27 protein-coding genes and 1 riboswitch are annotated in these 26,508 nt (G+C 57.4%); of the genes, 16 read left to right on the plus strand and 11 right to left on the minus strand.

The window, feature by feature from the left end; all coding sequences use genetic code 11:
• Positions 1-22 precede the first annotated feature (22 nt).
• From AC2FMY_RS03860 to aroA, 8 genes are all read left to right on the plus strand, one after another.
• The gene (locus AC2FMY_RS03860; protein WP_496807001.1) at positions 23-778 is read left to right on the plus strand and encodes an outer membrane protein; all 756 of its coding nucleotides are present in this window, start codon (positions 23-25) and stop codon (positions 776-778) included.
• 157 nt (positions 779-935) lie between these two features.
• Entirely contained in the window at positions 936-1,961 is a 1,026-nt protein-coding gene (locus tag AC2FMY_RS03865) for a PhoH family protein (protein WP_496807035.1), read from the plus strand.
• A 56-nt stretch (positions 1,962-2,017) separates the two neighbouring features.
• Positions 2,018-2,512: an rRNA maturation RNase YbeY gene (gene ybeY, locus AC2FMY_RS03870; protein WP_480747900.1), complete on the plus strand. Its 495-nt coding sequence runs from the start codon at positions 2,018-2,020 to the stop codon at positions 2,510-2,512.
• Between the two features lie 37 nt (positions 2,513-2,549).
• Positions 2,550-3,437, plus strand: a complete 888-nt coding sequence (locus tag AC2FMY_RS03875) for a hemolysin family protein (RefSeq protein ID WP_480747899.1) — start codon at positions 2,550-2,552, stop codon at positions 3,435-3,437.
• The gene (lnt, locus tag AC2FMY_RS03880; RefSeq protein ID WP_496745621.1) at positions 3,434-4,948 is read left to right on the plus strand and encodes an apolipoprotein N-acyltransferase; all 1,515 of its coding nucleotides are present in this window, start codon (positions 3,434-3,436) and stop codon (positions 4,946-4,948) included. The genes AC2FMY_RS03875 and lnt overlap by 4 nt, the downstream gene beginning before the upstream one ends.
• 30 nt (positions 4,949-4,978) lie before the next feature.
• Positions 4,979-5,030: riboswitch (SAM-SAH riboswitch) on the plus strand.
• A 5-nt stretch (positions 5,031-5,035) separates the two neighbouring features.
• A complete protein-coding gene (metK, locus tag AC2FMY_RS03885; RefSeq protein ID WP_496745623.1) occupies positions 5,036-6,217 on the plus strand; it encodes a methionine adenosyltransferase in 1,182 nt (393 codons plus the stop codon).
• A 132-nt stretch (positions 6,218-6,349) separates the two neighbouring features.
• Positions 6,350-7,060 (plus strand): tRNA (guanosine(46)-N7)-methyltransferase TrmB, encoded by a 711-nt coding sequence (gene trmB, locus AC2FMY_RS03890; protein WP_496745624.1) that lies wholly within the window; start codon positions 6,350-6,352, stop codon positions 7,058-7,060.
• 66 nt (positions 7,061-7,126) lie between these two features.
• Positions 7,127-8,473: a 3-phosphoshikimate 1-carboxyvinyltransferase gene (gene aroA, locus AC2FMY_RS03895; RefSeq protein ID WP_496745626.1), complete on the plus strand. Its 1,347-nt coding sequence runs from the start codon at positions 7,127-7,129 to the stop codon at positions 8,471-8,473.
• A gap of 3 nt (positions 8,474-8,476) precedes the next feature.
• Here aroA and bchE read toward each other — a convergent pair whose 3' ends face one another.
• Complete coding sequence (gene bchE, locus AC2FMY_RS03900) at positions 8,477-9,985, minus strand: magnesium-protoporphyrin IX monomethyl ester anaerobic oxidative cyclase (RefSeq protein WP_496745628.1); 1,509 nt, start codon at positions 9,983-9,985, stop codon at positions 8,477-8,479.
• A 122-nt stretch (positions 9,986-10,107) separates the two neighbouring features.
• Between bchE and AC2FMY_RS03905 the strand changes: the two genes are divergently transcribed.
• The gene (locus AC2FMY_RS03905; RefSeq protein WP_496745630.1) at positions 10,108-10,725 is read left to right on the plus strand and encodes a (d)CMP kinase; all 618 of its coding nucleotides are present in this window, start codon (positions 10,108-10,110) and stop codon (positions 10,723-10,725) included.
• A 52-nt stretch (positions 10,726-10,777) separates the two neighbouring features.
• Here the strand turns inward: AC2FMY_RS03905 and AC2FMY_RS03910 are convergent, their stop codons facing one another.
• The gene (locus AC2FMY_RS03910; RefSeq protein WP_496745632.1) at positions 10,778-11,257 is read right to left on the minus strand and encodes a YHS domain-containing (seleno)protein; all 480 of its coding nucleotides are present in this window, start codon (positions 11,255-11,257) and stop codon (positions 10,778-10,780) included.
• A 220-nt stretch (positions 11,258-11,477) separates the two neighbouring features.
• On the opposite strand from AC2FMY_RS03910, the gene AC2FMY_RS03915 reads away from it, so the two are divergent.
• Positions 11,478-12,008 carry a polysaccharide deacetylase family protein gene (locus tag AC2FMY_RS03915; protein ID WP_480747890.1) on the plus strand — a complete coding sequence of 177 codons (531 nt, stop codon included), beginning with the start codon at positions 11,478-11,480 and terminating at the stop codon, positions 12,006-12,008.
• A gap of 1 nt (position 12,009) precedes the next feature.
• On the opposite strand, the gene AC2FMY_RS03920 is transcribed toward AC2FMY_RS03915, so the two are convergent.
• Entirely contained in the window at positions 12,010-13,485 is a 1,476-nt protein-coding gene (locus AC2FMY_RS03920) for a sulfatase family protein (protein WP_496807002.1), read from the minus strand.
• A 288-nt stretch (positions 13,486-13,773) separates the two neighbouring features.
• On the opposite strand from AC2FMY_RS03920, the gene rpsA reads away from it, so the two are divergent.
• The 5 genes from rpsA (at position 13,774) to trpB (ending at position 18,429) form a co-directional block, all read left to right on the plus strand.
• A complete protein-coding gene (rpsA, locus tag AC2FMY_RS03925) occupies positions 13,774-15,450 on the plus strand; it encodes a 30S ribosomal protein S1 (RefSeq protein ID WP_480747888.1) in 1,677 nt (558 codons plus the stop codon).
• A 271-nt stretch (positions 15,451-15,721) separates the two neighbouring features.
• The gene (gene ihfB / locus AC2FMY_RS03930; RefSeq protein WP_480747887.1) at positions 15,722-16,006 is read left to right on the plus strand and encodes an integration host factor subunit beta; all 285 of its coding nucleotides are present in this window, start codon (positions 15,722-15,724) and stop codon (positions 16,004-16,006) included.
• A gap of 7 nt (positions 16,007-16,013) precedes the next feature.
• The gene (locus AC2FMY_RS03935) at positions 16,014-16,364 is read left to right on the plus strand and encodes a lipopolysaccharide assembly protein LapA domain-containing protein (protein WP_480748086.1); all 351 of its coding nucleotides are present in this window, start codon (positions 16,014-16,016) and stop codon (positions 16,362-16,364) included.
• A 9-nt stretch (positions 16,365-16,373) separates the two neighbouring features.
• Positions 16,374-17,021, plus strand: coding sequence for a phosphoribosylanthranilate isomerase (locus AC2FMY_RS03940; RefSeq protein WP_496745635.1), 648 nt, complete (start codon positions 16,374-16,376; stop codon positions 17,019-17,021).
• A 160-nt stretch (positions 17,022-17,181) separates the two neighbouring features.
• On the plus strand, positions 17,182-18,429 hold the full coding sequence (trpB, locus tag AC2FMY_RS03945) for a tryptophan synthase subunit beta (protein ID WP_496745637.1): 1,248 nt from the start codon (positions 17,182-17,184) through the stop codon (positions 18,427-18,429).
• 97 nt (positions 18,430-18,526) lie between these two features.
• Here trpB and AC2FMY_RS03950 read toward each other — a convergent pair whose 3' ends face one another.
• From AC2FMY_RS03950 to AC2FMY_RS03985, 8 genes are all read right to left on the minus strand, one after another.
• Positions 18,527-18,901: a DUF2237 family protein gene (locus AC2FMY_RS03950; protein WP_496745639.1), complete on the minus strand. Its 375-nt coding sequence runs from the start codon at positions 18,899-18,901 to the stop codon at positions 18,527-18,529.
• Positions 18,902-18,910: 9 nt separating this feature from the next.
• Complete coding sequence (locus AC2FMY_RS03955) at positions 18,911-20,074, minus strand: serine hydrolase domain-containing protein (RefSeq protein WP_496745640.1); 1,164 nt, start codon at positions 20,072-20,074, stop codon at positions 18,911-18,913.
• A 78-nt stretch (positions 20,075-20,152) separates the two neighbouring features.
• Positions 20,153-20,839 (minus strand): aminoacyl-tRNA hydrolase, encoded by a 687-nt coding sequence (gene pth, locus AC2FMY_RS03960; RefSeq protein WP_496807003.1) that lies wholly within the window; start codon positions 20,837-20,839, stop codon positions 20,153-20,155.
• A gap of 139 nt (positions 20,840-20,978) precedes the next feature.
• Entirely contained in the window at positions 20,979-21,629 is a 651-nt protein-coding gene (locus AC2FMY_RS03965; RefSeq protein WP_496745642.1) for a 50S ribosomal protein L25/general stress protein Ctc, read from the minus strand.
• A 138-nt stretch (positions 21,630-21,767) separates the two neighbouring features.
• Positions 21,768-22,358, minus strand: a complete 591-nt coding sequence (locus tag AC2FMY_RS03970) for a hypothetical protein (protein WP_496807004.1) — start codon at positions 22,356-22,358, stop codon at positions 21,768-21,770.
• 106 nt (positions 22,359-22,464) lie between these two features.
• Positions 22,465-23,631, minus strand: coding sequence for an alpha-hydroxy acid oxidase (locus AC2FMY_RS03975; protein WP_480747879.1), 1,167 nt, complete (start codon positions 23,629-23,631; stop codon positions 22,465-22,467).
• Between the two features lie 160 nt (positions 23,632-23,791).
• Positions 23,792-24,583 carry a tryptophan synthase subunit alpha gene (gene trpA, locus AC2FMY_RS03980; RefSeq protein WP_496745646.1) on the minus strand — a complete coding sequence of 264 codons (792 nt, stop codon included), beginning with the start codon at positions 24,581-24,583 and terminating at the stop codon, positions 23,792-23,794.
• A gap of 79 nt (positions 24,584-24,662) precedes the next feature.
• Positions 24,663-25,148 carry an acyloxyacyl hydrolase gene (locus AC2FMY_RS03985; protein ID WP_480747877.1) on the minus strand — a complete coding sequence of 162 codons (486 nt, stop codon included), beginning with the start codon at positions 25,146-25,148 and terminating at the stop codon, positions 24,663-24,665.
• A 201-nt stretch (positions 25,149-25,349) separates the two neighbouring features.
• Between AC2FMY_RS03985 and ychF the strand changes: the two genes are divergently transcribed.
• Positions 25,350-26,447 (plus strand): redox-regulated ATPase YchF, encoded by a 1,098-nt coding sequence (gene ychF / locus AC2FMY_RS03990; RefSeq protein ID WP_496745648.1) that lies wholly within the window; start codon positions 25,350-25,352, stop codon positions 26,445-26,447.
• Positions 26,448-26,508 lie beyond the last annotated feature (61 nt).

The raw sequence follows: 26,508 nt of genomic DNA on the forward strand, positions 1-26,508 counted from the left end.
TGGTACGAGGAGGGAGCAGAATTTGAAACGCTTGAACGGACTGTTGTCCCTAAAAGGGTGGGCACTTTCGCTGGTGTTCGGCATTGGGGCATTGAACGGAGTCCCGGTAGTCGCTGGGAATACTGAGGCTCCTTTTGTAGAACCAGAGGTCATCGAGCCAGCCAAGCGTCATGCCGATTGGCGCGGTTTTTATGCCGGGGGAACGCTGGGGTACGCATTCGGAGGCTCGGATGACGTGGGGCAGCGCGCTCCGAACGGCGATCTGGTGGCGAGCGTGGGCGAACTGAAGCCGGGTGGGTTTAATTATGGCCTCAGGCTCGGGTGGCGAAACAACATCGCATTTCGCAGCCGGTATTATGTTTACGGGGTCGAGTTGGGCTATGAGGCGGGCAGCATCGACGATGATCTGACCACAAACACGCATCAGGCATCAGTCGATGTCAAAAACATACTGTCCCTGCGGCTCAAGGGCGGCATCACCAGCGCGTCTGGAAAGATGCAGTATTACGGTATCGTAGGATATGCGAGAGGCGATATCGACTATGCACTGGCGGGGACGGCTGGCGGTGATACGATTGCCGTGTCGGACAACTCCGATTATGACGGCTACACTCTGGGTCTTGGGATGGAACGCATCGTGGCGGAAAAGGTTCGCCTGACGCTGGAGTATGAATTCACGCAATTCGATTCGATGCGACTGATTGATTCTTCAGGATCCTCGACAGTGGCCACGCCGAGTTATGGCAATATCAGAGTCGGTCTGAATTACGCATTCTGAGGCCGATTGCTCGAGACCCGCGATTTGAATAAATCGCGGGCTTGTTCAGCCGGGGGGCGGCAAATTTGCGTTCTCGTGCAATTTTTTTTCGTCGGTGCTTGCGCAGTTGCGAGCAATCTGACTACGCTCAAATCAAATGCCAAAACAGGAGAACCTATTGGCCATTGGTGCCCTTACCCCACCGCAAGATGACATGCCCCCGCACGAGGTGCTTGTTGAATTTCCAGACAACAGATTGTTGATTGACCTGTGCGGTGAATATGACCGCAACCTGGCCGAGATCGAGCGAAAACTGTCGATCCAAATCCTTCGCCGCGGGAACCAGCTTGCCATCATGGGCGAGGAAGAAGCTCAGAAGCGGGCGGTGGAAGTGCTGGAGGCGCTTTATGACCGGCTGCAGGCCGGTCGTTCTGTCGAAGCGGCGGATATAGACCGTGAACTGCGCATGGGCGGGTCCGAGACCGGGACTGGCGTTCGCGATGGCGATCAGCTTGAAATGTTCAAGGGCGGCACGGTCGAAATCAAGACTCGAAAGAAGCTGGTTGAGCCACGCACAGATGCGCAAAAGGCTTATGTGCAATCGCTGTTCAACAACGAACTGGCCTTTGGTATTGGCCCGGCGGGGACGGGTAAGACCTATCTGGCCGTGGCTGTCGGCGTGTCGATGTTCATCGGCGGCCATGTTGACCGTATCATCCTCAGCCGTCCCGCCGTCGAGGCGGGGGAGAAGCTGGGATATCTGCCCGGCGACATGAAGGACAAGGTCGACCCCTACATGCAGCCGCTCTATGACGCGCTGAACGACTTTTTGCCTGGCAAGCAGCTCGCCAAGTTGATCGAAGAAAAACGTATAGAAATTGCACCGCTGGCTTTCATGCGCGGTCGTACGCTTTCGAATGCCTTTGTGGTTTTGGACGAGGCGCAGAATGCCACGACCATGCAGATGAAGATGTTCCTGACCCGCTTGGGCGAAGGAAGCCGCATGGTCATTACCGGCGACCGGTCTCAGGTCGACCTGCCGCGTGGGGTACCATCGGGGTTGGCAGATGCGGAACGATTGCTGAAAATCATTCCCAAAATCGGATTCAACTATTTTACCTCCAAGGATGTTGTGCGTCATCCGCTTGTCGCTGCCATTATTGAGGCTTATGAGGCCGACACCGGGCGAACGACCTCATCCTGATCGGGCAAGGTTTGGCTGGGCCGAAAATGAGGGCATGTGCTGCCAAGGGGGCAGATTTGACGATCGAAGTCACATTGGAAGACCCGCGTTGGGACAATCTCGTGGCCGTCGGCAGCCGCGCCGTCTCGGCTGTTTTGGCGCATCGGGGGCTTGATCCGGAGATTTGCGAAGTCAGCCTGCTGGGATGTGACGACGTCCGGATCCAGGAACTCAACGCCGAATTCCGCGACAAGCCAAGTGCGACCAATGTTCTGAGCTGGCCGGCCGCGGAACTGGCTGCCGAGACGCCCGGGGCGGAACCCGCTGAACCCAGCCCCGACTTTGGTGGCGACATCGCGCTGGGCGATATCGCTATTTCGTACGATACCTGCGCACGCGAGGCGCAGGATGCTGGAAAATCGTTTGAGGATCACGTAACCCATCTGGTGGTACATGGCGTGCTCCATCTTCTGGGATACGACCATGTCCGTGACCCTGATGCCACCTTGATGGAAGGTCTTGAAATCGAAATACTTGGCAAAATGGGCTTGGATAACCCATATACTGGGTAATTAAGGGCTTTGCGGTCCGGTTAATTGGAACGAGAAAATGGGCGATACAGACGGCGGTTCTATGGCGGCGCAAGGCGCGCAATCCGGGAACGGCGACGACATGAGCGAAGAGAAACAGGGGTTTTTGTCCCGCATTATTGATGTGTTCTCTTCCGGCGAAAATATCAGTGACCCCCAAATGAACGGGCAGGCCGCATCAAACTCGCAACCTCGCGGAATGATCAATCTTCGCCGTATGCGGGTCGAGGATGTTGCGATTCCGACTGCGGAAATCGTTTCGGTGCCCAGCACCATCCCGAAAGACGAACTGGTGCAGGTTTTCCGCGACAGCGGTATGACTCGGATACCGGTCTATGAGGGCACGTTGGATACTCCACTTGGGTTCATTCACCTCAAAGATTTTGCCCTGACCCACGGATTCAACGGCGATACGGTCGATTTCGATCTGGCTACGATGCTTCGCCAGTTGCTATTTGTGCCGCCTTCGATGCCAATCGGAGTTCTGTTGACCAAAATGCAGACGGAACGGCGGCACATGGCACTGGTGATCGACGAATACGGCGGCGTCGACGGGCTAGTCACCATCGAGGATCTGATCGAGCAAGTGGTGGGCGAAATTGCTGACGAACACGATGCCGACGAAGATCAACTTTGGTTGCAGGAAAAACCGGGCTGCTATGTCGTTCAGGCCAAGGTTCCGCTTGAGGATTTCGAGGCTGAAATCGGGCGTTCCCTGACCAGTCACGAAGATGTGGACGAAGAAGAAATAGACACACTTGGCGGGCTCGTATTCATGTTGTCCGGCCGGGTCCCGGCGCGGGGCGAGGTGGTCATTCACCCGGAAGGTCCGGAATTCGAGGTGCTTGAGGCCGATCCGCGCAGGATAAAACGACTGCGTGTGATGCTGCCGGACCGCGCCGCATGATCCAAATCGTTCGCTGGCCAATCTGGCTGCGCTATCTGCTGGCCGCCCTCCTCGGGGCGGTCGCTGCGTATGGGCTGGCGCCTTTCGGGTTTTGGGCCGCGACGCTGATGTCGCTTGTAGCCACCTCGGCGCTCTTTTTGTCCGCACGGTCCAAGTGGCAGGCCGCGTTGCTAGGGTGGTTTTATGCCAGCGGTTATTTTGCCCATGCTCTCTTGTGGATCGTCGAGCCGTTCCTGGTGGATGCTGAACGCTATGCCTGGATGGCTCCGTTTGCCTTAATCTTCATGGCGGGCGGCATGGCTTTGTTCTGGGCACCTGCTTTCTGGTTTGCAATGCGTCCGGGCTGGTCCGTGCCTGGTCGGATCTGGTTGCTGGTGATCTACTTGTCGGTCGGAGAGTTCGTGCGCGGCTATTTGTTTACCGGGTTTCCCTGGGCAGGGTTGGCACAGGTCTGGGTGGATACGCCGGTTGCTCAACTTTTGTCCATTGTCGGCCCTTATGGGCTGGGCGCGCTTACATTTGCGGTCACGCTGCCATTGGCACTCCTATTCAAACCGGGCTTTTCCTTTCGCTGCTTGTTTTTTCGCGTGATACCGCTTTTCGCCTTTGTAGTAGTTGCTTTCGTTCACGCGGGAACCCGACCCGAGGTCGTCGCGACGGGTCAGACGGTGCGCATCAATCAACCCAACGCGCCGCAGCATCAGAAATGGGATCCCAACTACGCCCCCATATTCTTCAATCGTCAGATCGAGTTTACGGCCGCTGATCCAAAGCCGGATTTGGTCGTTTGGCCCGAAACCTCGGTCCCGGTCTGGCTGGAAAACGCCGAACCCACCTTGCAGCTTATCGCGGATACAGCAAGAGGTGTTCCGGTTGTTCTGGGCATACAGCGAAGCAAAGACCTGCGTATCTATAACTCAATGGTCGTTGTTGACGAAACCGGCGTTTTGACCGGTGTTTATGACAAGCATCATCTGGTTCCATTTGGCGAATACGTGCCTTTTGGCGATCTTCTGGCGCAAGTCGGGATCTATGGATTCGCCGCCACGACGGGCCAGGGGTTCAGCTCTGGGCCGGGGGCTGCACTGTTGTCGCTGGGCAAACTCGGATCCGCCTTGCCGCTGATCTGTTACGAGGCGGTGTTCCCGCAGGACGTTCTTGCCGCGCCGGAGCGTCCCGCGCTCCTTTTGCAGATAACCAATGACGCGTGGTTCGGAACTCGGTCGGGTCCGCATCAGCATCTGGCGCAAGCAAGGATGCGTGCGATCGAGCAGGGTTTGCCAATGGTCAGATCGGCAAACACGGGCATCTCCGCAATGATTGACCCATTGGGGAAGGTAACTGGTTCTTTGCCCCTGGGCGTTGAAGGATATTTCGACGAAGGACTGGCGGTTGCCTTGGGCCCGACATTCTACTCCCGTTTCGGGAACAGTGTATTCTTTATTCTTTGTCTTGCGCTATTCGCGCTGATTTATCGACGCGAAAGGTCGCGCATGTGCAAAACCGATTGACCACGCAGTCATCGGCGCTTATCTGATGCAGGTCTGTTACAACGGCTTCCTGGCGTGACAGAGTTATTGTCTTAATGGAGCACCTTTATGTCCCGACAGAACTACACATTTACTTCGGAATCGGTTTCCGAAGGGCATCCCGACAAGGTCTGTGACCGCATTTCGGATGCCGTACTTGATGCATTCTTGAACGAAGAACCCGAAGCGCGCGTGGCGTGCGAAACCTTTGCCACCACGAACCGGGTGGTTATCGGTGGCGAGGTCGGTCTGTCGGATCAGGAAAAGTTACATGACTATATGGGCCGCATCGACGAAATCGCGCGCGCCTGTATCAAGGATATCGGCTATGAGCAGGATAAGTTCCATTGGAACACCTGCGAAATTACCAACCTGCTGCATGAACAGTCGGCGCATATTGCGCAGGGTGTGAATGCCTCGGACAACAAAGACGAGGGCGCGGGCGATCAAGGAATCATGTTTGGCTTTGCGACCAACGAAACTTCGGCGCTGATGCCGGCACCCATCCAGTATTCGCACGCGATCCTGCGACGGCTGGCCGAAGTGCGCAAGAACGGTACCGAGCCGGCCCTGGGGCCTGATGCCAAATCTCAGCTTTCGGTTGTCTATCGCGACGGCAAACCGGTCGGGATCAGTTCGCTTGTGCTTTCCACCCAGCACCTTGACGAGTCGCTGACGTCGGATGACATTCGCGACATCGTCGAACCCTATATCACCGAAATCCTTCCCGAAGGTTGGCTGAACGGCAAGACCGCATGGCATGTCAATCCGACAGGAAAGTTCGTCATTGGCGGGCCGGATGGCGACGCGGGCCTGACCGGGCGCAAGATCATAGTTGACACCTATGGCGGCGCGGCTCCGCATGGGGGCGGCGCATTCTCCGGTAAGGATCCGACCAAGGTCGACCGGTCGGCAGCCTATGCAGCACGCTATCTGGCCAAGAACGTGGTTGCCGCCGGCATGGCCGAACGCTGCACAATCCAGCTCAGCTATGCCATCGGCGTCAGCAAGCCGCTGTCGATATACGCCGAAACCTACGGCACTGGCGAAGTCGCGCCCGAAGCCATCGAAAAGGCGATCGATCAGGTCATGGACCTGACCCCGCGCGGGATCCGCCAGCACCTGGGCCTGAACCGGCCCATCTATCAGCGCACCGCGGCCTACGGTCACTTTGGCCGCGAACCAGAGGCTGATGGCGGGTTCAGTTGGGAGCGCACCGATCTGGTGGACGCGCTGACAAAGGCCGTCTGAGCCACCGCACGACAATCAGCGCCCCAACAATGGGGCGCTCTTCAGTTCGATACAAATAATGCGGGGGGCGGGTCTGTCTGGCACTGTATCCCGTCCTTGCATCACGATCAGCGCCACAGTATGGCCAGCGACATGAGCACTGACCATCCCCAACGCCCCCGACGCAATTTCTATGGGCGCTTCAAGGGCAAGACCCTGAAGCCCAGCCAGAAGACCTATCTGAACGAGGATCTGTCCCCGCTCTCGCCCGGCGCGGTGGATTGGGACAGCAATCCCGAACGCTTGCCGCTGGATCTGGATGCCCTGTTTGGCGGCAAACCGGTATGGCTTGAGGTGGGATTTGGCGGTGGCGAGCATCTGGTGCATCAGGCAGAACAGAACCCGGATATCGGTATCATTGGCGCAGAGCCTTTCATCAATGGCGTCGCCATGCTGTTGGGCAAGATCCGTCGTGCGGATGTGTCAAACCTGGCAGTGCATCCCGGCGATGCACGAGACCTGTTCGACGTTTTGCCGAATCAAAGCCTTTCCCGCGCCTTCCTGCTTTATCCCGACCCTTGGCCCAAGAAGCGTCATCACCGCCGCCGGTTCGTTACGCTCGAGCACCTCGAGCCGCTGGCACGTGTGATGAAACCCGGCGCGATCTTCCGGGTCGCGACCGACATTCCAGACTATGTGCGTCAGACATTGGAAGAAGTGCCTAAGGCCGGATTTGAATGGCTGGCGGAACGACCCGAGGATTGGCGCAAGCCATGGGGCGACTGGATTTCCACCCGGTACGAGCAAAAGGCGCTGCGCGAGGGGCGAGTGCCGCACTACCTGACCTTCCGACGCAAAGGGTGATTGTCGCTGGACCCGGTGACATCAATTCGCTAATCCGCAGGGAATGATAGCGCAAAAGGAGCACCCATGTCCGGACACGGCACGCCCATCCCGATGACCTCGCGTCCCTGCGGTCCGTTGACCGGTACCGCCGAGGTGCCTGGCGACAAGTCGATTTCGCACCGGTCGCTGATCCTGGGCGCGATGGCGGTGGGTGAGACAAAGATTTCGGGTCTGCTGGAAGGCGAGGATGTGCTGGACACCGCCAAGGCCATGCGCGCATTCGGGGCCGAGGTGGTCAATCACGGCGGTGGTAACTGGTCGGTGCATGGTGTCGGCGTCGGTGGTTTTGCCGAACCGGATCAGGTGATCGATTGCGGAAATTCCGGCACCGGCGTGCGCCTGATCATGGGCGCGATGGCGACGTGCCCGATCACTGCGACGTTTACCGGCGATGCCAGCCTGAATGGGCGACCGATGGCGCGGGTCACCGACCCGCTGGCGCTGTTCGGAACGCGTGCCGTTGGCCGCGAGGGAGGGCGCTTGCCGATGACCCTCGTCGGGGCCGCTTATCCCGTACCCGTCCGCTATGTGGTTCCGGTGCCGTCGGCTCAGGTCAAATCCGCCGTTTTGCTGGCCGGGCTGAATGCGCCGGGCAAGACGGTCGTGATCGAAAAGGAAGCAACCCGGGACCATTCCGAACGAATGCTGGCTGGCTTCGGGGCCGAGATTACCGTCGAGGACACTGACGAAGGCCGGGTCATCACGCTGACTGGGCGGCCTGAACTGAAACCACAGGTCATCGCGGTACCGCGCGATCCGTCAAGCGCTGCCTTCCCTGTATGCTCCGCACTGATCACACCGGGGTCGGATGTGCTGGTGCCGAATATCGGCCTCAACCCAACCCGCGCCGGTCTTTATTACACATTGCAGGAGATGGGCGCGAACCTGACCTTTGAGAATGAAAGGGAAGAGGGCGGCGAGCCAGTGGCTGATCTGCGCGCGCGCTACTCGCCCGATATGAAAGGCGTCACGGTGCCGCCTGAACGTGCGGCCTCGATGATCGACGAATATCCGGTTTTGTCGGTTGTTGCGGCCAATGCGACCGGGACCACGATGATGGGCGGCGTCAAGGAGCTGCGCGTCAAGGAAAGCGACCGCATCGACGCCATGGCGCGTGGATTGCGAGCCAATGGTGTAACGGTCGAAGAAGGCGACGATTGGTGGACCGTCGAAGGATTGGGCATCGGCGGTGTTCCCGGCGGCAGCACTTGTGAGAGCTTCCTGGATCACCGCATCGCCATGTCCTTCATGGTTCTGGGCATGGGGGCGCAGAACCCCGTCTCGATCGATGACGGCGGGCCGATTGCAACTTCCTTCCCGATTTTCGAACCTTTGATGGCCGATCTGGGCGCCAGGTTGGAACGGGTATGAATTTCAACTGATCTTTCGTTTTGGCCGTTCCATAGCTTCTTCCGGAAATTTTTGGTTATCGCCCCAGAATGTGGCGACTGTGCACCCGGTTTGATTGCGTCGTCGAAATACAAACTCGCGACCTTCATGAAGCAGGACACGCAACCCCATTTTCGAATACCAGCGCATCGCGTGACGCAATTCTGGATCAACCTCTCTAAATTGTCTCATCAGATGCGTCGGGCGAAGAGAGATCAGAATCTCGATGGTCTTGACCCAAAGGAAAACGCGCCAAGGCGGAACGAACGGAGTGTCCAACACCTGATGCTTGTAGTCCCAATTGCGTAGATCGGTTTCTACAACTTTTTTGTCCCTGACGTCTTCGAAAAAAGGTGTCCACCGGTGAGGGGTTGCATAGATGGACATGATTTGATCAGGGTCATACCTCAGTAATTGCCTGAACAATCGCAGGTAGTCTCTATCTCGCTCATCTGCAAAGCCCACGGCAAAGGTGCATAAGCCAATCATGCCGTGAGAACGCAACAGGCGGATCGCCTGCATGTCCTTTTGCGTATTTGCCCCCTTGTTGATCGACAACAAGGTCGCTTCGTCGGTGCTTTCCAGACCCAATAGGAACCGCAAGACACCAGCTTTTTTGTATAACGGCAACAAGTCCCTGTCCCGTACAATATCATCCGCACGAGTGGACCCGATCAACGTAACTTGTACATTCTCGGCGATCAGAGCCTCAAGAAACCTTTTCCATTGCCGGCGGGAAGAGGTCGGATTCTCGTCGGCAAGATTGACCAGTTCGACACCATGTTCACGAGCAAGCCAACCAATTTCCTTGGCTAATTTTTCTGGATCCCGATGGCGCCACTGGGTCCAGAAACCCCTCTGTCCGCAATAGCTACAAAGATGTGGGCAACCACGCGAGAATTGAAGGATGACCGACCTGCGCCCTCCCCAATATGAGTAATCATCGAAATTGATCAGTTCCCATCCAATTCGGTTCGAGTCCAAATCATTGATCATCGGAGCAGGGCGTGTAGACACGGGCTGATTGGAGTTATCACGAAAGGCGATTCCGGCCACCTGTTCCAGATCAGTTCTCAGTTGGATTGCAGCGATCAAGTTAGAAGTGGTCTCTTCGCCTTCACCACGAACAACAAAGTCGATTTGCGGGCACTCGGATAAGACCGAACGCCAATGATACGTGGGATATACACCGCCATAAACGATGACTAGCCCCGGTTTTTGGCGCTTCAACAGCATCGAAAGGGTTTTTACAGTCGGATGTGCGGAACTTGACCCGGAATGGCCGATCAGAACGATGTCTGGCTTGGTCTCGAGCGTACGTTCTACGCATTCATCAAAGCCTAATGGGGCAAGATCGCCGTTAATCAACGTGACGTCGTGCCCGCGGTCAATAAGTGGACCGCCAATACACAATAATCCGAACGGGGGCAGGTTTTCCTTGGGAATTCGGCTTCCAATTGCGGTATGGGGCGGGTGAAGAAGTGTAATGCGCAATTTATCAATGCTCTGCTTTTGGTTGAAACTGTTTCACCTCGTTCCAGGACTTTCAATCGGTTTTTTGCTGTCGGAAAGTTCGAACATGAACTATGCCCATGGCAGGTAGAACGGGATAGAAGATGAGCTTTACAATTGCCATCGACGGCCCCGCTGCGGCGGGAAAGGGTACGATCTCCAAGGGTGTTGCGGCACATTACGGGTTCGCGCATCTCGACACCGGGTTGCTGTATCGGGCTGTTGGACGGCGTGTGCTGACCGGTGAAGACGCTGTTGAAGCAGCACAAACGCTGCGGCCCGAAGACTTGCGGCGCGATGATCTGCGTAGCGCGTATGTGGCCCAGGCGGCATCAAAGGTGGCAGTCATGCCCGAAGTGCGCGCAGCTTTGGTCGAATTTCAACGACACTTTTCCCACCAAGAGGGTGGCGCCGTTCTGGATGGGCGCGACATTGGGACGGTGATCTGCCCGGGAGCTGACGTAAAGCTCTTCGTCACCGCCAGCCCCGAGGTGCGCGCCGAGCGCCGGTATCTTGAACTAACCGCGAAAGGCGAAAATATCACTCGCGAACAGGTGCTTGCGGATGTCAGGGAACGTGATGCGCGGGACATGGGGCGCAGCGAAGCGCCGATGAAACCTGCCGATGATGCCGTGCTGCTGGACACATCCGAGTTGAGCATCGAAGAGGCTCTGGAGCGCGCCATTGCGGTGATCGACAAAAAGATGCCCGCGAAAACCTAGGCTTTCGCGGGCAATTGCCGGAGTGAGTGGAACTGGCACCGGCAGCGCGGGATTACAGTTCGCCCACGGCGACGTGCTTGATCTGCGCCCATTGATTGTCGGCTGTCGTTGCCGTGGCTGCCACGTCTTCGAGGAACTTCTCACGGGTTGCGGTGTTCAGGAACAGAAAGAGCTTGCCGTCAGCCAGAACATATTGATCCGGATCGCCGTCGAACTTCTTGCCAACCGAGACACCGTAAGAGCAGAACCCGCCATGCTGCGGCAAGTAGGCTGCCGGGTTTGCCTGGAACGCGTCGAGGTTTTCTTCGGAGGTGAAATAATAGGACGCGCCGTCATATGTGGCGGAATGGGTGGCGAAGCCTTCGACCGGGTTGCCACTGGTGACCAGCGCAACCAGGTCCACACCATGCGCCGCAAGCGGGGCGCCACCTGCCGAGATGCCGTTTGAGACGTTGATCTCGTCTGCGGCAAATGCGGGTGCGGCGGCCAAGGGCAGGGCGGCGATGAGGGCGATGAGTACGAGCGATTTCATTGTTGATTTTCCTTGTTGATGAATGTGTTTCCGGGCCGGTTCTGGCCGGTATGACGAAGGTAGGGACAAAAAATCGGACGTGTTATCGCAGATAGACCGCAAGACATTGCCGATCGTTCGGGAAATGGGACGATCCTGTCGTGAATTTGATCACCAAGCTTTGAATCGTTTGATCGGGCATGCCGGCCTAGACTGTACGGAAATGAACCGGAGTTCCCGAATGATCCGCCTTGCCGCCATCCTGATATGCCTTGCCAGATTCTGTGTCGCACAGGAGGAAACCGCCCCAAACACGGAACCACCCATGACTTATGAAGAACTGGGACGTATCATCTTTACGCTGGACCCGGAGGCAAAACCGCAAGGCCCCGGGTTTCAGATGATGGTCGCCGATGTTCCGGTTTTGGTGATTACCGACATAAATGCGGACCGGATGCGCGCAATGGTTCCGATCCGCAACGCGGCGGACGTATCGCCCGACGATATGCGCCGCATGATGCAGGCCAATTTCGACAGCGCCCTTGATGCCCGCTATGCCATCGCAAACGGAACCTTGTGGGCGGTGTTCATTCACCCGCTTTCCCCGCTTGAAAAGAATCAGTTTATCTCGGGCCTTGGGCAAACGGTGAATATCGCCAAGACCTATGGCACACTCTACACCGGGGGTGCTGTGCAGTTTGGCGGCGGCGACAGCAACGATCTTCAGCGCACTCTGATCGACGAACTCCTGAAAAAGGGAGAAGAACTCTGATCTACAACGCAGATCCCTCACGCAGTTTGTCCTGCTCGTCGGGCGTGGGGGTGTGGTTGAAGACAAAGGCGGTGCGACAGGCCTCTTCGCCGCCCAGTGCCTCGATCTTGCGACGTTGATCGGCAAAAGCGCGGGCGTTGACGTCGTCCGGATCGCAGATAATGCGCAAACGGCGCTCGCCTTCGGCCAGCGCGGCGCGGATGTTTGGGTCATTTTCCCCGTCCATGGCGCGGTTCACCAATTCATGCGGGTCATTTTTCAGATCAAAAAGTTGGGGCGGATGGCCGACATAGTGGACGTATTTCCACCGGTCCCAGCGCACCATGAAGGTGCCGGTCTTTGACCCGCCATCATGGTATTCGCTGAACCCGGTTCGATCCGGATCGTAAGGCGTATTGGCAATGTGGCGCAGGGATTTGCCGGGTTGGGTCACGTTGTTCTCGTCGTCAGCGATGCCACAGACCTCGCGAGCGGTTGCGGCGATATCGGTCAGGTTGGTGCAGGTAGAGACCCTGTGGCCAGCTGGCACTCCCGGCCCCGCCGCGATCATCGGGACCCCCGCGCTGGCTTCGTACATCACCTGTTTGGTCCAGAACCCCTGATCTCCCATCATGTCACCGTGATCCGAGACATAAACCACAACGGTCTTGTCAGTCTGCCCGCTGTCTTCCAGCGCCTTCAGCACACGGCCTGCGCAATCATCCATGAACGACGTCAGCCCGTAATAGGCCGCCTTGGCCTCACGTACTTTCTGTTCATCGAAATAGTCTCCGTAATTGAAGAACCCGGCAATATTTTGCAGCTCTTCGTGGTCCACCGGGCGGGCTTCATATCCTACAGGCATGTCCATTCGCGCTGGATCATAAAGCGCATACCATTCCTCGGGGCAGGTCAGGGGATAGTGTGGGCTGACCAGTGACACGAAAGCGGCCCAGGGCTGTTGATGACGATTGGGATCCTTCAGCCAGCGTTCTGCTGCGGCTGTGATATCGCGGTCATAGTCGGTATAGGTGCTTGTGCCGACACCCACATCTGCCGCCAATTCGGCGGCAGAGTCGTAGGGAGGAGGGTTTTCGCGCAACAGCCCGACAGCCCAACCTACGCCACCCACCACATGCATCGGCAGGATCTCCTGTGAAAACCCGTTGTCATCCTCGCCTGAGCGGAAGTGAAGCTTGCCAATGGATATAACTTCTCTTCCGCAATCGCGCAGCTGTCGCATCCAACTGCGTGGCTCCCCGGCATAGGGCGTGGCGCTGTCCCAGTGGCCCGTCCTGTGCACCCAGTCGCCAGTGGCCAATGCCGCGCGGGTCGGCACACACATCGGAGAAGGGGTATAGGCCGCCTCGAACATCGTGCCCCGCGACGCAAGTGCATCAAGATTTGGGGTTTGTACGAACGGATGACCGGCGCATCCCATTGCGTCCTTGCGATGCTCATCCGAAATGATGACGAGAAAGTTCAGGTTATCGGGCATTCCATTTCCTTGTTATTCGTGAAAGCATTCCGGCCAAGACACAGTGTTGCGCGACCAACCGCGTCACGAAAGCCGTTTTTGGCTTTTTCCTTGCGGGGTGCGGACAGACCCGTTATAGAGCGCGCGTCGACAAGGCGATTTGAGCCATAGAAAAAAGAGACGAGCAGGGTCGGGACAACCGGCCCTCTTTGTTTTATGGCACGAAACCGGGTCGCCTGACCAACTCCAAGACCGGCGGAGACAACCGCTCGGCCAGAAAAATCGATGTGAAAAGGAAAACAACGCCACATGGCTAACGCAACCATGGAGGAATTCGAAGCCCTCCTGAACGAAAGCTTCGAAATGGACACCCCCGAAGAGGGTTCGGTTGTCAAAGGCAAGGTTCTGGCGATCGAAGCCGGCCAGGCCATCATCGACGTAGGCTACAAGATGGAAGGCCGCGTCGATCTGAAAGAATTCGCAAATCCCGGCGAAGCCCCTGAAATCACGGTTGGCGACGAGGTCGAAGTCTTCCTGCGCGCCGCCGAAAACGCCCGCGGCGAGGCCGTCATCTCGCGCGAGATGGCCCGCCGTGAAGAGGCATGGGACCGCCTGGAAAAAGCATATGCCGACGATGCACGCGTCGAAGGCGCGATCTTTGGCCGCGTCAAAGGTGGCTTTACCGTCGACCTGGGTGGCGCAGTTGCGTTCCTGCCCGGCTCGCAGGTTGATGTCCGCCCCGTGCGTGATGCCGGCCCGCTGATGGGTCTCAAGCAGCCGTTCCAGATTCTGAAGATGGACCGCCGCCGTGGCAACATCGTCGTGTCGCGCCGCGCCATCCTGGAAGAATCGCGTGCCGAACAGCGCGCTGAAGTCATCGGCAATCTGTCCGAAGGCCAGAACGTGGACGGCGTCGTCAAGAACATCACCGAATACGGTGCGTTTGTTGACCTGGGCGGTGTTGACGGGCTGCTGCACGTCACCGACATGGCGTGGCGCCGTGTTAACCACCCGTCCGAGATCCTGACGATCGGCGAAACCATCAAGGTTCAGGTCATCAAGATCAACAAGGAAACCCACCGCATCAGCCTGGGCATGAAGCAGCTGCAGGAAGATCCGTGGGATCTGGTTGGCGCCAAATACCCGCTGGGCTCGGTTCACAAAGGCCGTGTCACCAATATCACCGATTACGGCGCGTTCGTCGAACTCGAAGCTGGTGTCGAAGGTCTGGTGCACGTCTCGGAAATGTCCTGGACCAAGAAAAACGTCCATCCTGGCAAGATCGTTTCGACCAGCCAGGAAGTCGACGTCATGGTTCTGGAAATCGACGGCGCCAAGCGCCGCGTGTCCCTGGGCCTCAAGCAGACGATGCGCAACCCGTGGGAAGTGTTCGCGGAAACTCACCCCGAGGGAACTCAGGTCGAGGGCGAAGTCAAGAACATCACCGAATTCGGTCTGTTCATCGGCCTCGAAGGCGACATCGACGGCATGGTCCATTTGTCGGATCTCAGCTGGGACGAGCGTGGCGAGGATGCCATCCAGAACTATCGCAAGGGCGATGTCGTTCAGGCGGTCGTCTCGGAAGTGGATGTTGAGAAAGAGCGTATCTCGCTGTCGATCAAAGCCCTGGGTGGTGACAAGTTCGCCGAAGCCGTTGGCGGCGTGAAGCGTGGCTCGGTTATCACCGTGAACGTTACCGCGATCGAAGATGGCGGCATCGAGGTGGAATACGAAGGCATGAAGTCCTTCATCCGCCGTTCCGACCTGAGCCGTGACCGCGCCGAACAGCGCCCCGAGCGCTTCTCGGTAGGTGACAAGGTTGATGTTCGCGTCACCAACGTCGACAGCAAGACCCGTCGTCTGGGTCTGTCGATCAAGGCACGCGAGATCGCCGAAGAGAAAGAAGCCGTGGAGCAGTACGGTTCGTCGGACTCGGGCGCGTCGCTGGGCGATATCCTGGGTGCAGCGCTAAAGTCGGGCGACTAAGCCCGCAACGCCTGACGGTTATCAAATTGCGGCCCCGTGCATCTGTGCGGGGCCGTTTTTGTTGCGAATCAACGCGTTCCGTTTCTGCATGTGCAAAGGCCCCACTATCGGGAAACAGGTGTTAATTCGCTGATGGATGGCGAAAATTTGTGTTTTCGGGCCTCAAATTGAAGCGTCCGCGCAAAGACTCTGCGTTCCCCCGCCACAGGTTTTTCCCTATACTCCCAACCAAATAGAACAAAACAACCCGTGACCTGGGAGGGTATTCCGAATGATCCGTTCCGAACTGATTCAAAAAATCGCCGATGCAAACCCGCATCTTTATCAGCGTGATGTCGAGCGGATCGTGAATACTATCTTTGAAGAAGTGACTGACGCCATGGCCCGCGGCGACCGGGTTGAACTGCGCGGGTTCGGCGCGTTTTCGGTGAAAAAACGGGACGCGCGGATTGGTCGCAATCCCAGAACCGGCGAAACCGTGCAAGTGGAAGAAAAGCACGTGCCCTTCTTCAAGACCGGCAAGCTGCTTCGCGATCGATTGAACGGAAAAGCCTGAACATATGATGCGTTACATTCGCTATGCCTTTTTGGCCGCACTTGGGATCGTTTTGATTTCTGTGTCGCTGGCCAACCGGGCACCTGTCACCCTGAAACTCATCCCCGATGATCTGGCTGATCTGTTGGGTTTCAACTTTACGCTGTCGTTGCCGCTGTTTCTTGTGGTTCTGGGCGGCGTTGTTGCCGGGCTGGTGATCGGATTCATCTGGGAATGGCTGCGCGAGCACAAACACCGCCGTCAAGCCGATGTGAAGCACCGCGAAGTGCGCAAGCTTGAGCGTGAGGTCTCCAAGCTCAAGAAGCAGAAGAACGAAGGCAAGGACGAAGTTCTGGCCCTGTTAGAAGAGACCAGTTAAGGGTCATTCATGCCCGACCAAGTCAGCGTGAAAATCTGCGGTCTGACCGCGCCCGAACATGTGCGCGCCGCCGTTACGGCTGGTGCGCGCTATGTCGGCTTCGTGTTCTTCGAAAAATCGCCACGTCACCTGATGTCAGAAAAAGCGGCGAAGCTTGCCGCCGAAGTACCTGCTGGTGTGGCCAAGGTGGCATTGGTGGTAAATGCCTCGGATGAGGAACTGGACCGGATCACCGGCGCTGTGCCGCTCGACATGTTGCAGCTGCATGGCAAGGAAAGCCCCGACCGGGTGACCGAGATCAAAGGCAGGTATGGCCTGCCGGTCATGAAGGCGATCGGCATCGGGGACGAGACGGATTTGTCGCAAATTGATCTGTACTCGGATGTAGTCGACCAACTGCTTATAGACGCCAGGCCGCCGAAGAATGCGGTGTTGCCCGGCGGCAATGGACTGGCATTTGATTGGCGGCTGTTGGCGGGGCGTAAATATTGGCGGCGCCCCTGGATGCTGGCGGGTGGTCTGTCGCCCGAAAATGTGGGCGAGGCGGTGCGGATGACAGGTGCGCGTCAGGTCGATGTGTCCTCCGGGGTGGAATCTGCCCCAGGCGTCAAGGATGCGGGCCTGATTCAATCCTTTATCAAGGCAGCCCACCGTTAATACCTGCGCAAATGTCGTGACATCGGGTGTCGCTGTTTGACAACCTGATTGGCTTCATCGCCTGACAAACCCGGTTTTGGATAGCAATTCGAATTGCCTTGGCTTGCTCTCATCGCGCTGGCGCTCTAGGACAGGTAAAACCCAACAGAGGGCGCGACACATGGCAAACGATCTTTTCAATTCCTTCATGTCCGGTCCGGATGAAAACGGCCGCTTTGGTATCTTTGGCGGTCGCTTTGTCAGCGAAACCCTGATGCCGCTGATCCTGTCGCTGGAAGAGGAATATGAAAAGGCCAAGGTCGACCCCGGTTTCTGGGCCGAGATGGATGATCTCTGGGCCAACTACGTGGGCCGTCCGTCACCGCTCTATTTCGCCGAGCGACTGACCGAAGAACTTGGCGGCGCAAAGATCTATATGAAACGCGACGAATTGAACCACACCGGTGCGCACAAGATCAACAACGTGCTGGGTCAGATCATTCTGGCGCGCCGCATGGGCAAGACCCGGATCATCGCGGAAACCGGCGCGGGGCAGCACGGCGTGGCCACTGCCACGGTCTGCGCCAAGTTTGGACTGAAATGCATCGTCTATATGGGTGCGCATGATGTGCGCCGTCAGGCACCAAACGTGTTCCGCATGCGCCTGCTTGGGGCCGAAGTGATTCCGGTGACATCAGGCCGCGGCACTCTGAAAGACGCGATGAACGACGCCCTGCGCGATTGGGTGACAAACGTGCGCGATACGTTTTATTGCATCGGCACCGTGGCCGGACCACACCCCTATCCGGCGATGGTCCGCGACTTCCAGTCGATCATCGGAAAGGAAGCCAAGGAGCAGATGATGAAGGCCGAGGGCCGTCTGCCCGACACAATCATTGCCGCCATCGGTGGTGGTTCGAACGCGATGGGCCTGTTCTATCCGTTCCTCGACGACAAATCGGTCAGCATCATCGGGGTCGAGGCGGGCGGCAAAGGTGTCGACGAAAAGATGGAGCATTGCGCCTCGCTAACCGGCGGCCGTCCGGGCGTATTACACGGCAACAGAACCTATCTGCTGCAGGATGACGACGGCCAGATCCTCGAAGGTTATTCGATTTCTGCCGGTCTCGACTATCCCGGCATCGGGCCGGAGCATTCCTGGCTGCATGAGGTCGGCCGCGCCCAATATGTCTCGATCACCGACAAGGAGGCGCTTGACGCGTTCCAGCTGTGCTGTGCCACCGAAGGCATCATTCCCGCGCTGGAACCCAGCCACGCCTTGGGCCACGTGATCAAGATCGCGCCTGATCTGCCCAAGGATCACATCATCTGCATGAACATGTGTGGCCGGGGCGACAAGGATATCTTTACTGTCGCCAAATACCTGGGCTTCGATATGTCCGACACCGAAGGCCGCGACGCGGATTGATCGGTCAAACCACGCGTAATACGCGACAAATGGAACTTCGGAACCGAGGTTCCGTTTGTTTTGTCCGGGCCGTTGCTGCCTTGCGAACCCGTGATGACTACACCGGTGCCCGTTGCGCGATCAGTATCGACAGGGGCACAATGTCCAGTGCCCGTTTGTGCGTGGCTTCCAGATTGACTCTGGGGGCACAGCCCTCGTCATAGGCTTGCAGGAACCGCGCGGCGCACAAACACCAGCTGTCGCCCGCTTTCAGCCCCGGAAAGTGGAACTCTGGCCGGGGCGTGCTCAGATCGTTGCCTACGTATTTGGAATAGGCCAGAAACTCGACCGTCATCACTGCACACACGGTATGGCTGCCATGGTCTTCGGTGCAGGTATTGCAGACACCATCCCTGAAAAAACCCGTCAGGGGATCATCCGAACACGGGGCCAGTTCGCCATCGAGAACGTTGATGCTTTCGCTTTTGATCATACGCCCAGTCTACAGGCTTTCAGCGATCTTGCGGAACATTTCGATATTTTCTTCGTTCACACCTTTGTCACGAAACTTGCGATCAGCTCCGGTAGTGACGATCACGACATCCCGCGCCTGATCGATATACAGGTATTGCCCGTAAACCCCACGTCCCAGAAACTCGCCTTCGTGTGCGCCGACGGGAATCCACCATTGATACCCATAGCCGATTTTTCCCGGTTCAGTGGGTGCGGTCGGAACTGTGGAGGCCTTGATCCATTCGGCGGGAACGATCTGCTGTCCGTTGTATTGCCCGTCTTGAAGGATCATCTGCCCGAATCGGGCAAAATCGCGAGTGGTAAAATTCAATCCGCCCAACACAAAGGCGGTGCCGGAACCATCGGTGATGTAATAGCCGTCATGTTCCAGCCCAAGCGGCGCGATGATCCTTTCAGCCATCAATTCGCCAATGCTGCGACCCGTTGCGCCCCGGATTACCATGCCGATGACATGGGTATCGATGGACACGTATTGCCAGGTCTCGCCCGGCTCTGCGAAGCGTTCCGTGAAGCTTGCCGTGAAATCGTCCAAAGTGCCGCCCAACGCCACCACGCGCCCCATCCGGTTGATGTCCGAGCTTTTGTCCAGATAGTCCTCATCAAACGTGACGCCGCTTGCCATATTCAGAACGTTGCGGATCGTGGTGCCGTCATAGGCGGTGTCGACCAGATCGGGCACGTATTTGGTAACCGGATCGTCGATCGAGGCAATGGCGCCTTCCTCCAGCAGAATGCCGAACAAGGCAGAGAGATAGCTTTTTGCAATTGACCAGGAAATTCGCCGGTCCTCGGCGCTGGTACCCAGATAATACTCTTCGAACCGCACCTTGCCGCCCTGCAGCACCAGCAGCGACGTCACCGCCCGTTCATCAATCCAATTCTCCGCGCCTTGCGGCAGTTCATATTCATCGCCATGAGGCAGCTCGACAGTCGGTCCGTCGCCGCGCGGCAAAGGCGCCGTCAGAAACGCCGCATCCATATGAGAGAAATTGTCAACGATTTTTTCCTCGGAGAACAGTGAATTCACCGCCATCAGCCGCAGAATTTCTTCCCGCTTCCAAAATCCCACGACTGTAGCCGCCAGAACGAGCGCCAGCAAAACGCGGCCTAGCCATTTTCCGATATTGCGCATCTCGAATTCTCCCTCAAGTGACCATTGCATCGCCATCTTGCGCGTGAGGCAATCGCAACGTTGCGGAAGGCAGGGAACTTACCTGAACTTGTTCAGCAGCCTTTGCATCGGTGACAAAGCTTCGTCCTGCTTTTCGTCCTGCGATTCGACTTGCTGCCGTGGATCGGTCTTTGGTTTGGGTGTCGTCGACGAGCGTGGCGGTGCAGAGCGCAGAGACACCGCATTCATGAACTTGCCGCCATCTTCTTCGGCCAGATGGTGCGCCCCGTCCGATACCCCACGCAGGACGTTCTCCAACCAGTCCTGATCGGCCTTGGCAAAATCGTGCAGGACATAGCCCGACACCAGTTCCTTGCGCCCCGGATGACCGATGCCCAGACGGACGCGGTCATAGGCCGCTCCGATATGGTCATGGATCGAGCGTAGGCCTTTGTGCCCTGCATGCCCGCCGCCTGCCTTGACCCGCACCTTGCCGGGAGCCAGATCCAGCTCGTCATGCAGCACGGTCACATCTGTCGAGTCCAGCTTGTAGAAACGCATGGCCTCGCCCACCGACTGGCCCGAACGGTTCATGTAAGTTTCCGGCTTGAGCAGAATGACCTTTTCGTTGCCCAGCCGCCCCTCGGCAATCTGGCCCTGAAACTTTGACTTCCACGGCCCGAAAGCATGATCCTCGGCAATGCGATCCACCGCCATGAAACCGATATTGTGCCGGTTCCGGGCGTATTTCTGTCCCGGATTTCCCAATCCGACAAAAAGTTTCATTCCGGCACCCCACATGATTGTCGTGTTTGCCGGTCTAGATGCCCCGAAATACGTCGAGAATCCAGATCGGAAGCAGGCCAAAAGAAAACGGGGCTCCAAAGGAGCCCCGTTTCACATTCCGGATCAGTGAGTTCCGGGTTTATTCTTCGTCTTCGCCGATGACTTCAACTTTATCAGCTGCGACCTCTTCACCGTCTTCTTCGTCATCGCTCGTCGACAGACCTGTCGGGGCCGAGATGTTGGCAATCACGAAGTCACGGCTGATGGTCGGCTTGGTGCCTTCGGGCAGATCAACCGACGAAATGGTGACCACGTCGTTGATGTTCAGTCCGGACAGATCGACGGTGATCTTTTCCGGAATGTCACCGGCGGTGCACACCAGCTCCACCTCGGGGCGAACAACGGTTAGCACGCCCCCCTTCTTGATGCCGGGTGCAGCACCTTCGTTGATGAATTCGACCGGGATGAACAGGTTGATCTTGGTGGTCCGGCGCAGACGCATCAGGTCGAGGTGCGTGGGCAGGTCCTTGACAACATCGCGCTGAACGTCGCGGCAGATCACGCGTACGTCGTCGTGGCCGTCGACCTTCAGGTTGAACAGGGTCGATTTGAAGCGGCCTGCTTTCAGCATCTTCAGCAGCTTGTTGAACGGGATGTTGATCGGCAGAGGCTCTTTGTCGCCACCGAATACAATGCCCGGAACCATGCCGTCGCGGCGTGCCTGACGAGCGGCGCCCTTGCCTGTCCCCGTCCGTTCCAGAGCTTCGAGATCAGGAATCTCACCAGCCATGTTAAATCTCCAATGTTAGGGCAGGGTGCCTCCAAGGCTGTCACCCCGCATGAAGCGCTGCCCATACAGCGGATTTGCGGATTTGAAAAGGGCGATTCGGGCCGAAAGCGCCAATTGGCGGCCATTTCTCCGCCGCGATCACTCCAGGGGGCGTAAATATCCCCCGGCTTCGCGCAGTCGATCATAAAGCGCGAAATCTCGGGCGTGTACCTTGCGCAAGCTTTGTTCGGCCTCGTCCGACAATGGCGTTGGAACAAAGGGCGAGACGTTGCGGACGGGAAATTCGATGTCTTCGTGAAACCGGTCAGAGAAAAATGTCTGAATCCGTTCGTGTTCGTCATAGTCGAACAGGTGGTGGACCGGGACGCTCTCATCTTTGAGCATCAGATAGTGGGATTGGTTGCGGATCGCGGCAAAAACGGGTTGCGGGTCTTGCGTCGTTCCAATGGCAAAGGATTCGAAGCTGATGTTCTTAAGAGTCCTTGGGTTTTCAGGGTCCGTCAACCGTGACCTATAGCGATACCAGCTTCGGATGTACTCGATTGGATCGCGCATCAAGGCCACGATTTCGGGTCGGGCACCGCTGAACTGGCGCAAAAACGGCGCGACGCTGTTTTGATATTGCGCGGCTGTCGTGTGTTTTCGCATGTTTGCAAAGACAATATCGGCATGAGGTCTCAGCGCCGCCTCAATGGCGGTCGTACCGGTTTTCGGCACTGCGAGAAACACGAGGTTCTGTTTCAGATAGACTTGCAGGACGGGTTGCCTTGTATTTTTTGCCGAATATCCTGTGGTTTATCCGGATTGTCAAAACAGGGGCAGGATCGCCAATCCGTCACGCCTGCCAGCGCCCACCGAAGTCCTCGGGTATCAGCAGGTTGTGGCGCCCAAGCGCCGCTACTGATTTTTCACCGCACAGCGCCATGGTCGTGTCCAGCTCCTTCCGGATCACTTCCAGCGCGGTGCTCACCCCTTTTTGGCCCATGGCGCCCAGACCATAGACGAAAGCCCGCCCGATATAGGTACCCCTAGCCCCCAAAGCCAAAGCCTTGAGCACGTCCTGGCCCGAGCGGATACCACTGTCCAGATGCACTTCGATATCGCTTCCGACTGCATCCATGATTTCCGGTAGAACGCGAATCGAACTCAATGCGCCATCCAACTGGCGTCCGCCATGGTTTGATACGACTATGGCATCGGCCCCGATCTTTGCGGCCATTTTGGCATCCTCGGCATCCAAGATACCCTTAAGGATCACCTTGCCGCCCCATTGCTCCATCAGCTTCTCGACCTTGCCCCAGTCGAGGCTTGGGTCGAATTGTTCCGCAGTCCACGCACCCAGTGACGAGGTGTCGGATATGCCGTGCACATGGCCCACGATGTTGCCAAACTCGCGCCGCTTGGCGCCCAGCATCTCGATACCCCATGCCCATTTCGTCATCAGGTTCGCGATGGTTTTCGCGGTCAGTTTCGGCGGAGCTGACAGGCCGTTCTTCAGATCCTTGTGCCGCTGACCGAGAATTTGCAGATCCAGCGTGATAACCAGCGCCGAGCATTTGGCATCCTTGGCCCGCTGGATCAGACGGCGGACATAGTCCTCGTCCTTCATCGTATAAAGCTGAAACCAGAAGGGCGTGGAGGTGTATTCGGCCACGTCCTCGATCGAGTTGATCGACATGGTGGACAGGGTGAATGGTACACCGAATTCTTCCGCTGCCTTTGCCGCCTTCATCTCGCCGTCTGCATGCTGCATCCCGGTTAACCCGACCGGAGCCAGTGCAACCGGCATCGTAACGTCCTGCCCGATCATCTGTGACGCGATGGATCGGCCCGACATGTCAACCGCCACGCGCTGGCGCAGCCGGATCTGCTCGAAATCCGAGGAGTTCTCTCGGAACGTCTGCTCTGTCCAGCTGCCACTTTCGGCATAGTCATAAAACATCCGTGGCACACGGCGCTCATAGATACGTCTAAGGTCGTCGATATTGGTGATGACGGGCATCCGTCCAAACTCCCGGTGAGGTGGTAAAAAGTTTTTACCAATTTATCTCTCCGCGCGCAATACACCCATGTGCGCAGGAATGACGCAGCATAAACGGCACGAATAAACAGACACCCGGCAAGGTGTCCGTACATGATTTATCAGTCAGAAAAATGCCGTGTCAGACCGAGTGCGCCCCGTCTGCCAGCGATTTGACGAACGCCAGTACGTCAGCAACTGGCTTTCCCGCCCCGATCTGGCCGACGATGGCAGAGCCCACAACTGCGCCATCCGCAATAGATGCGATTGCACGCGATTTTTCCGGCGTATTGATGCCAAAGCCGACGATAACCGGCAGGTCGGTCGCCGACTTGATCCGTGCCACTTCGGGGCCAACATCGCCAGCCTCGGCCTCGGCGGCACCGGTGATGCCTGTAATCGAAACGTAATAGACGAAACCGGAGGTGTTCTGCAGCACACGCGGCAGGCGCTTGTCGTCCGTGGTGGGGGTCGCAAGCCGAATGAAATTCAAACCGGCTTTTTGCGCGGGAATGCACAGCTCGTCATCTTCCTCGGGCGGAAGGTCCACGACGATCAGGCCGTCGATCCCGGCAGCCCTGGCTTTTTCCAGAAAGGCATCGACGCCGCAACTGTAGATCGGATTGTAATAACCCATGAGCACGATCGGCGTCGTATCGTCGGTTTCGCGAAAACTGCGCGCCAGCTCCAGCGTCTTGTCCAGCGTCATGCCGCCGTCCAGCGCCCGCTGACCAGCTGCCTGAATGGTCGGTCCGTCCGCCATTGGATCGGTAAAGGGAAGTCCCAGTTCGATCACATCGACGCCCGCACCCGGCAGCCCCTTGACCACCTGCAGCGAGGTTTCATAGTCGGGATCACCCGCCATGATATAGGCGACAAAGGCTTTCTTGCCCTCGGCTTTCAGGGCAGCGAATTTGGCGTCGATACGGGTCATCGGAAGTCCTTGCACTCGGGTTTCGACCTGATGTGCAGAAACTTGGCGGGAAAATCAATCCCGCCTTGGCCCGGAACGCCTAGAAAGATTTGTGAAACCGGATCAGGGCCGAGTTCACACCGGGATTGAAGTCGTTGGTACTGGCATTCGATTTGTGTGTGATGGCCAACGACAACCGATTGCCACTGTCAAAGCGGTAACCGACCGCAAACAGACTACGGATCTGGAATTCACCGCCCAGATCATTCAACTCGTCGGATTCCGAGAAGAATCCGGGCATCACGCTGCCTTCCAGAAACCAGTTGCTGTCGAAATCATAGATACCGTAAAGACCCACGCCGACATGAACATCGCCGTTTTCGTGAACCGACAACGCACCGCCCCAGCCCGCACCGAAATGCGTGGCTTGGTGAAAGGGTTTATGCTGATATTCTAAAGAGATTACACCCTGATCCAGGGATCGGCTGTCGGAAAAATCTGCATAACCGGCGCCAAATATCACAGATTGGGCCTGTGCCGCGCCAGCGCCGACGACCAGGAAGATTGAGACAACAAGAGATTTCATCCGCGTGTTCCGCTACTTATTACCTGTTTCAAGGTTAACTGATCATTACACCCTGTCAATTTCAATGTTCAAGGATGCACAATGCTTTCGCAACGTGTTGACCTGTCAAAACCCACACGCAATTTCTATCTGTGAATGTCAGCTTGCGCATTGTCCGGGACCCGCCTAAAAGCGCCCGTCGAATGGCATCAGGAGGCCGGTATGGGCTTTAAAATGGGAATCGTGGGGCTGCCTAACGTGGGCAAGTCGACCCTGTTCAACGCGCTGACGAAAACGGCTGCGGCGCAGGCGGCGAATTTCCCGTTCTGCACCATCGAACCCAATGTGGGCGATGTGGCGGTGCCGGATGACCGCCTGGACAATCTGGCGGCCATTGCCAAGTCGCGTCAGATCATCCCGACCCGGATGACCTTTGTCGACATTGCCGGTCTGGTGAAAGGCGCGTCGAAGGGCGAAGGGTTGGGCAACCAGTTTCTGGCCAACATTCGTGAAACCGACGCCATTGCCCATGTGCTGCGCTGCTTCGAAGATGGCGACGTGACCCATGTGGATGGCCGGGTCGACCCTGTGGCCGATGCCGAGACCATCGAAACCGAACTGATGCTGGCCGATCTCGAAAGCATCGAAAAACGACGTGCCAACCTGGTGCGCAAGCTCAAGGGCAACGACAAGGAAGCCCAGCAGCAGGATCGCCTGTTGGCAGCCGCGCAAGCGATGCTTGAAGACGGCAAGCCCGCCCGCATGGTCGAGGTCAGCGACGAAGACGCCAAGGCGTGGAAAACGCTGCAATTGCTGACCACCAAGCCGGTGCTTTATGTCTGCAACGTGTCCGAGGAAGAGGCCGCCGAAGGCAACGACTATTCACGAGCTGTGGCTGAAATGGCCGCGGCGCAAGGCAATGCGCATGTGATCATCTCGGCCAAGATCGAAGAAGAGATCAGCCTGCTGGAACCGGACGAGGCGGAAATGTTCCTGTCTGAGATGGGCCTGTCCGAGCCGGGTCTCGACCGCCTGATCCGCGCCGGATATGACCTGCTCAAGCTGGAAACCTATTTCACCGTCGGCCCGAAAGAGGCCCGCGCATGGACCATCCGAAAAGGTACCGCAGCGCCGCAGGCTGCCGGGGTCATTCATGGCGATTTCGAAAAAGGGTTCATCCGCGCCGAGACCATCGCTTTTGACGACTATATCGCCTGCAACGGCGAAACTGGCGCCAAGGATGCGGGCAAAATGCGGGCCGAGGGCAAGGGGTACATCGTCAAGGATGGCGATGTAATGCATTTCCTGTTCAATACCTAGACAAGAAACTGACGGACACTACCGCCACAATTCGCCTCGGCGCGGCGGGTTGCGGGTAGTT

The organism is Ruegeria sp. YKSE079 (assembly GCF_059612845.1).

Bases quoted from the DNA above. Each gene is read 5' to 3' on its own strand.
- AC2FMY_RS03875 (WP_480747899.1), top strand. From the start codon at position 2,550: ATGGGCGATACAGACGGCGGTTCTATGGCGGCGCAAGGCGCGCAATCC.
- lnt (WP_496745621.1), top strand. From the start codon at position 3,434: ATGATCCAAATCGTTCGCTGGCCAATCTGGCTGCGCTATCTGCTGGCC.
- metK (WP_496745623.1), top strand. From the start codon at position 5,036: ATGTCCCGACAGAACTACACATTTACTTCGGAATCGGTTTCCGAAGGG.
- trmB (WP_496745624.1), top strand. From the start codon at position 6,350: ATGAGCACTGACCATCCCCAACGCCCCCGACGCAATTTCTATGGGCGC.
- aroA (WP_496745626.1), top strand. From the start codon at position 7,127: ATGTCCGGACACGGCACGCCCATCCCGATGACCTCGCGTCCCTGCGGT.
- AC2FMY_RS03905 (WP_496745630.1), top strand. From the start codon at position 10,108: ATGAGCTTTACAATTGCCATCGACGGCCCCGCTGCGGCGGGAAAGGGT.
- AC2FMY_RS03910 (WP_496745632.1), bottom strand. From the start codon at position 11,257: ATGAAATCGCTCGTACTCATCGCCCTCATCGCCGCCCTGCCCTTGGCC.
- AC2FMY_RS03915 (WP_480747890.1), top strand. From the start codon at position 11,478: ATGATCCGCCTTGCCGCCATCCTGATATGCCTTGCCAGATTCTGTGTC.
- AC2FMY_RS03920 (WP_496807002.1), bottom strand. From the start codon at position 13,485: ATGCCCGATAACCTGAACTTTCTCGTCATCATTTCGGATGAGCATCGC.
- rpsA (WP_480747888.1), top strand. From the start codon at position 13,774: ATGGCTAACGCAACCATGGAGGAATTCGAAGCCCTCCTGAACGAAAGC.
- ihfB (WP_480747887.1), top strand. From the start codon at position 15,722: ATGATCCGTTCCGAACTGATTCAAAAAATCGCCGATGCAAACCCGCAT.
- AC2FMY_RS03935 (WP_480748086.1), top strand. From the start codon at position 16,014: ATGCGTTACATTCGCTATGCCTTTTTGGCCGCACTTGGGATCGTTTTG.
- AC2FMY_RS03940 (WP_496745635.1), top strand. From the start codon at position 16,374: ATGCCCGACCAAGTCAGCGTGAAAATCTGCGGTCTGACCGCGCCCGAA.
- trpB (WP_496745637.1), top strand. From the start codon at position 17,182: ATGGCAAACGATCTTTTCAATTCCTTCATGTCCGGTCCGGATGAAAAC.
- AC2FMY_RS03950 (WP_496745639.1), bottom strand. From the start codon at position 18,901: ATGATCAAAAGCGAAAGCATCAACGTTCTCGATGGCGAACTGGCCCCG.
- AC2FMY_RS03955 (WP_496745640.1), bottom strand. From the start codon at position 20,074: ATGCGCAATATCGGAAAATGGCTAGGCCGCGTTTTGCTGGCGCTCGTT.
- pth (WP_496807003.1), bottom strand. From the start codon at position 20,839: ATGAAACTTTTTGTCGGATTGGGAAATCCGGGACAGAAATACGCCCGG.
- AC2FMY_RS03965 (WP_496745642.1), bottom strand. From the start codon at position 21,629: ATGGCTGGTGAGATTCCTGATCTCGAAGCTCTGGAACGGACGGGGACA.
- AC2FMY_RS03975 (WP_480747879.1), bottom strand. From the start codon at position 23,631: ATGCCCGTCATCACCAATATCGACGACCTTAGACGTATCTATGAGCGC.
- trpA (WP_496745646.1), bottom strand. From the start codon at position 24,583: ATGACCCGTATCGACGCCAAATTCGCTGCCCTGAAAGCCGAGGGCAAG.
- AC2FMY_RS03985 (WP_480747877.1), bottom strand. From the start codon at position 25,148: ATGAAATCTCTTGTTGTCTCAATCTTCCTGGTCGTCGGCGCTGGCGCG.
- ychF (WP_496745648.1), top strand. From the start codon at position 25,350: ATGGGCTTTAAAATGGGAATCGTGGGGCTGCCTAACGTGGGCAAGTCG.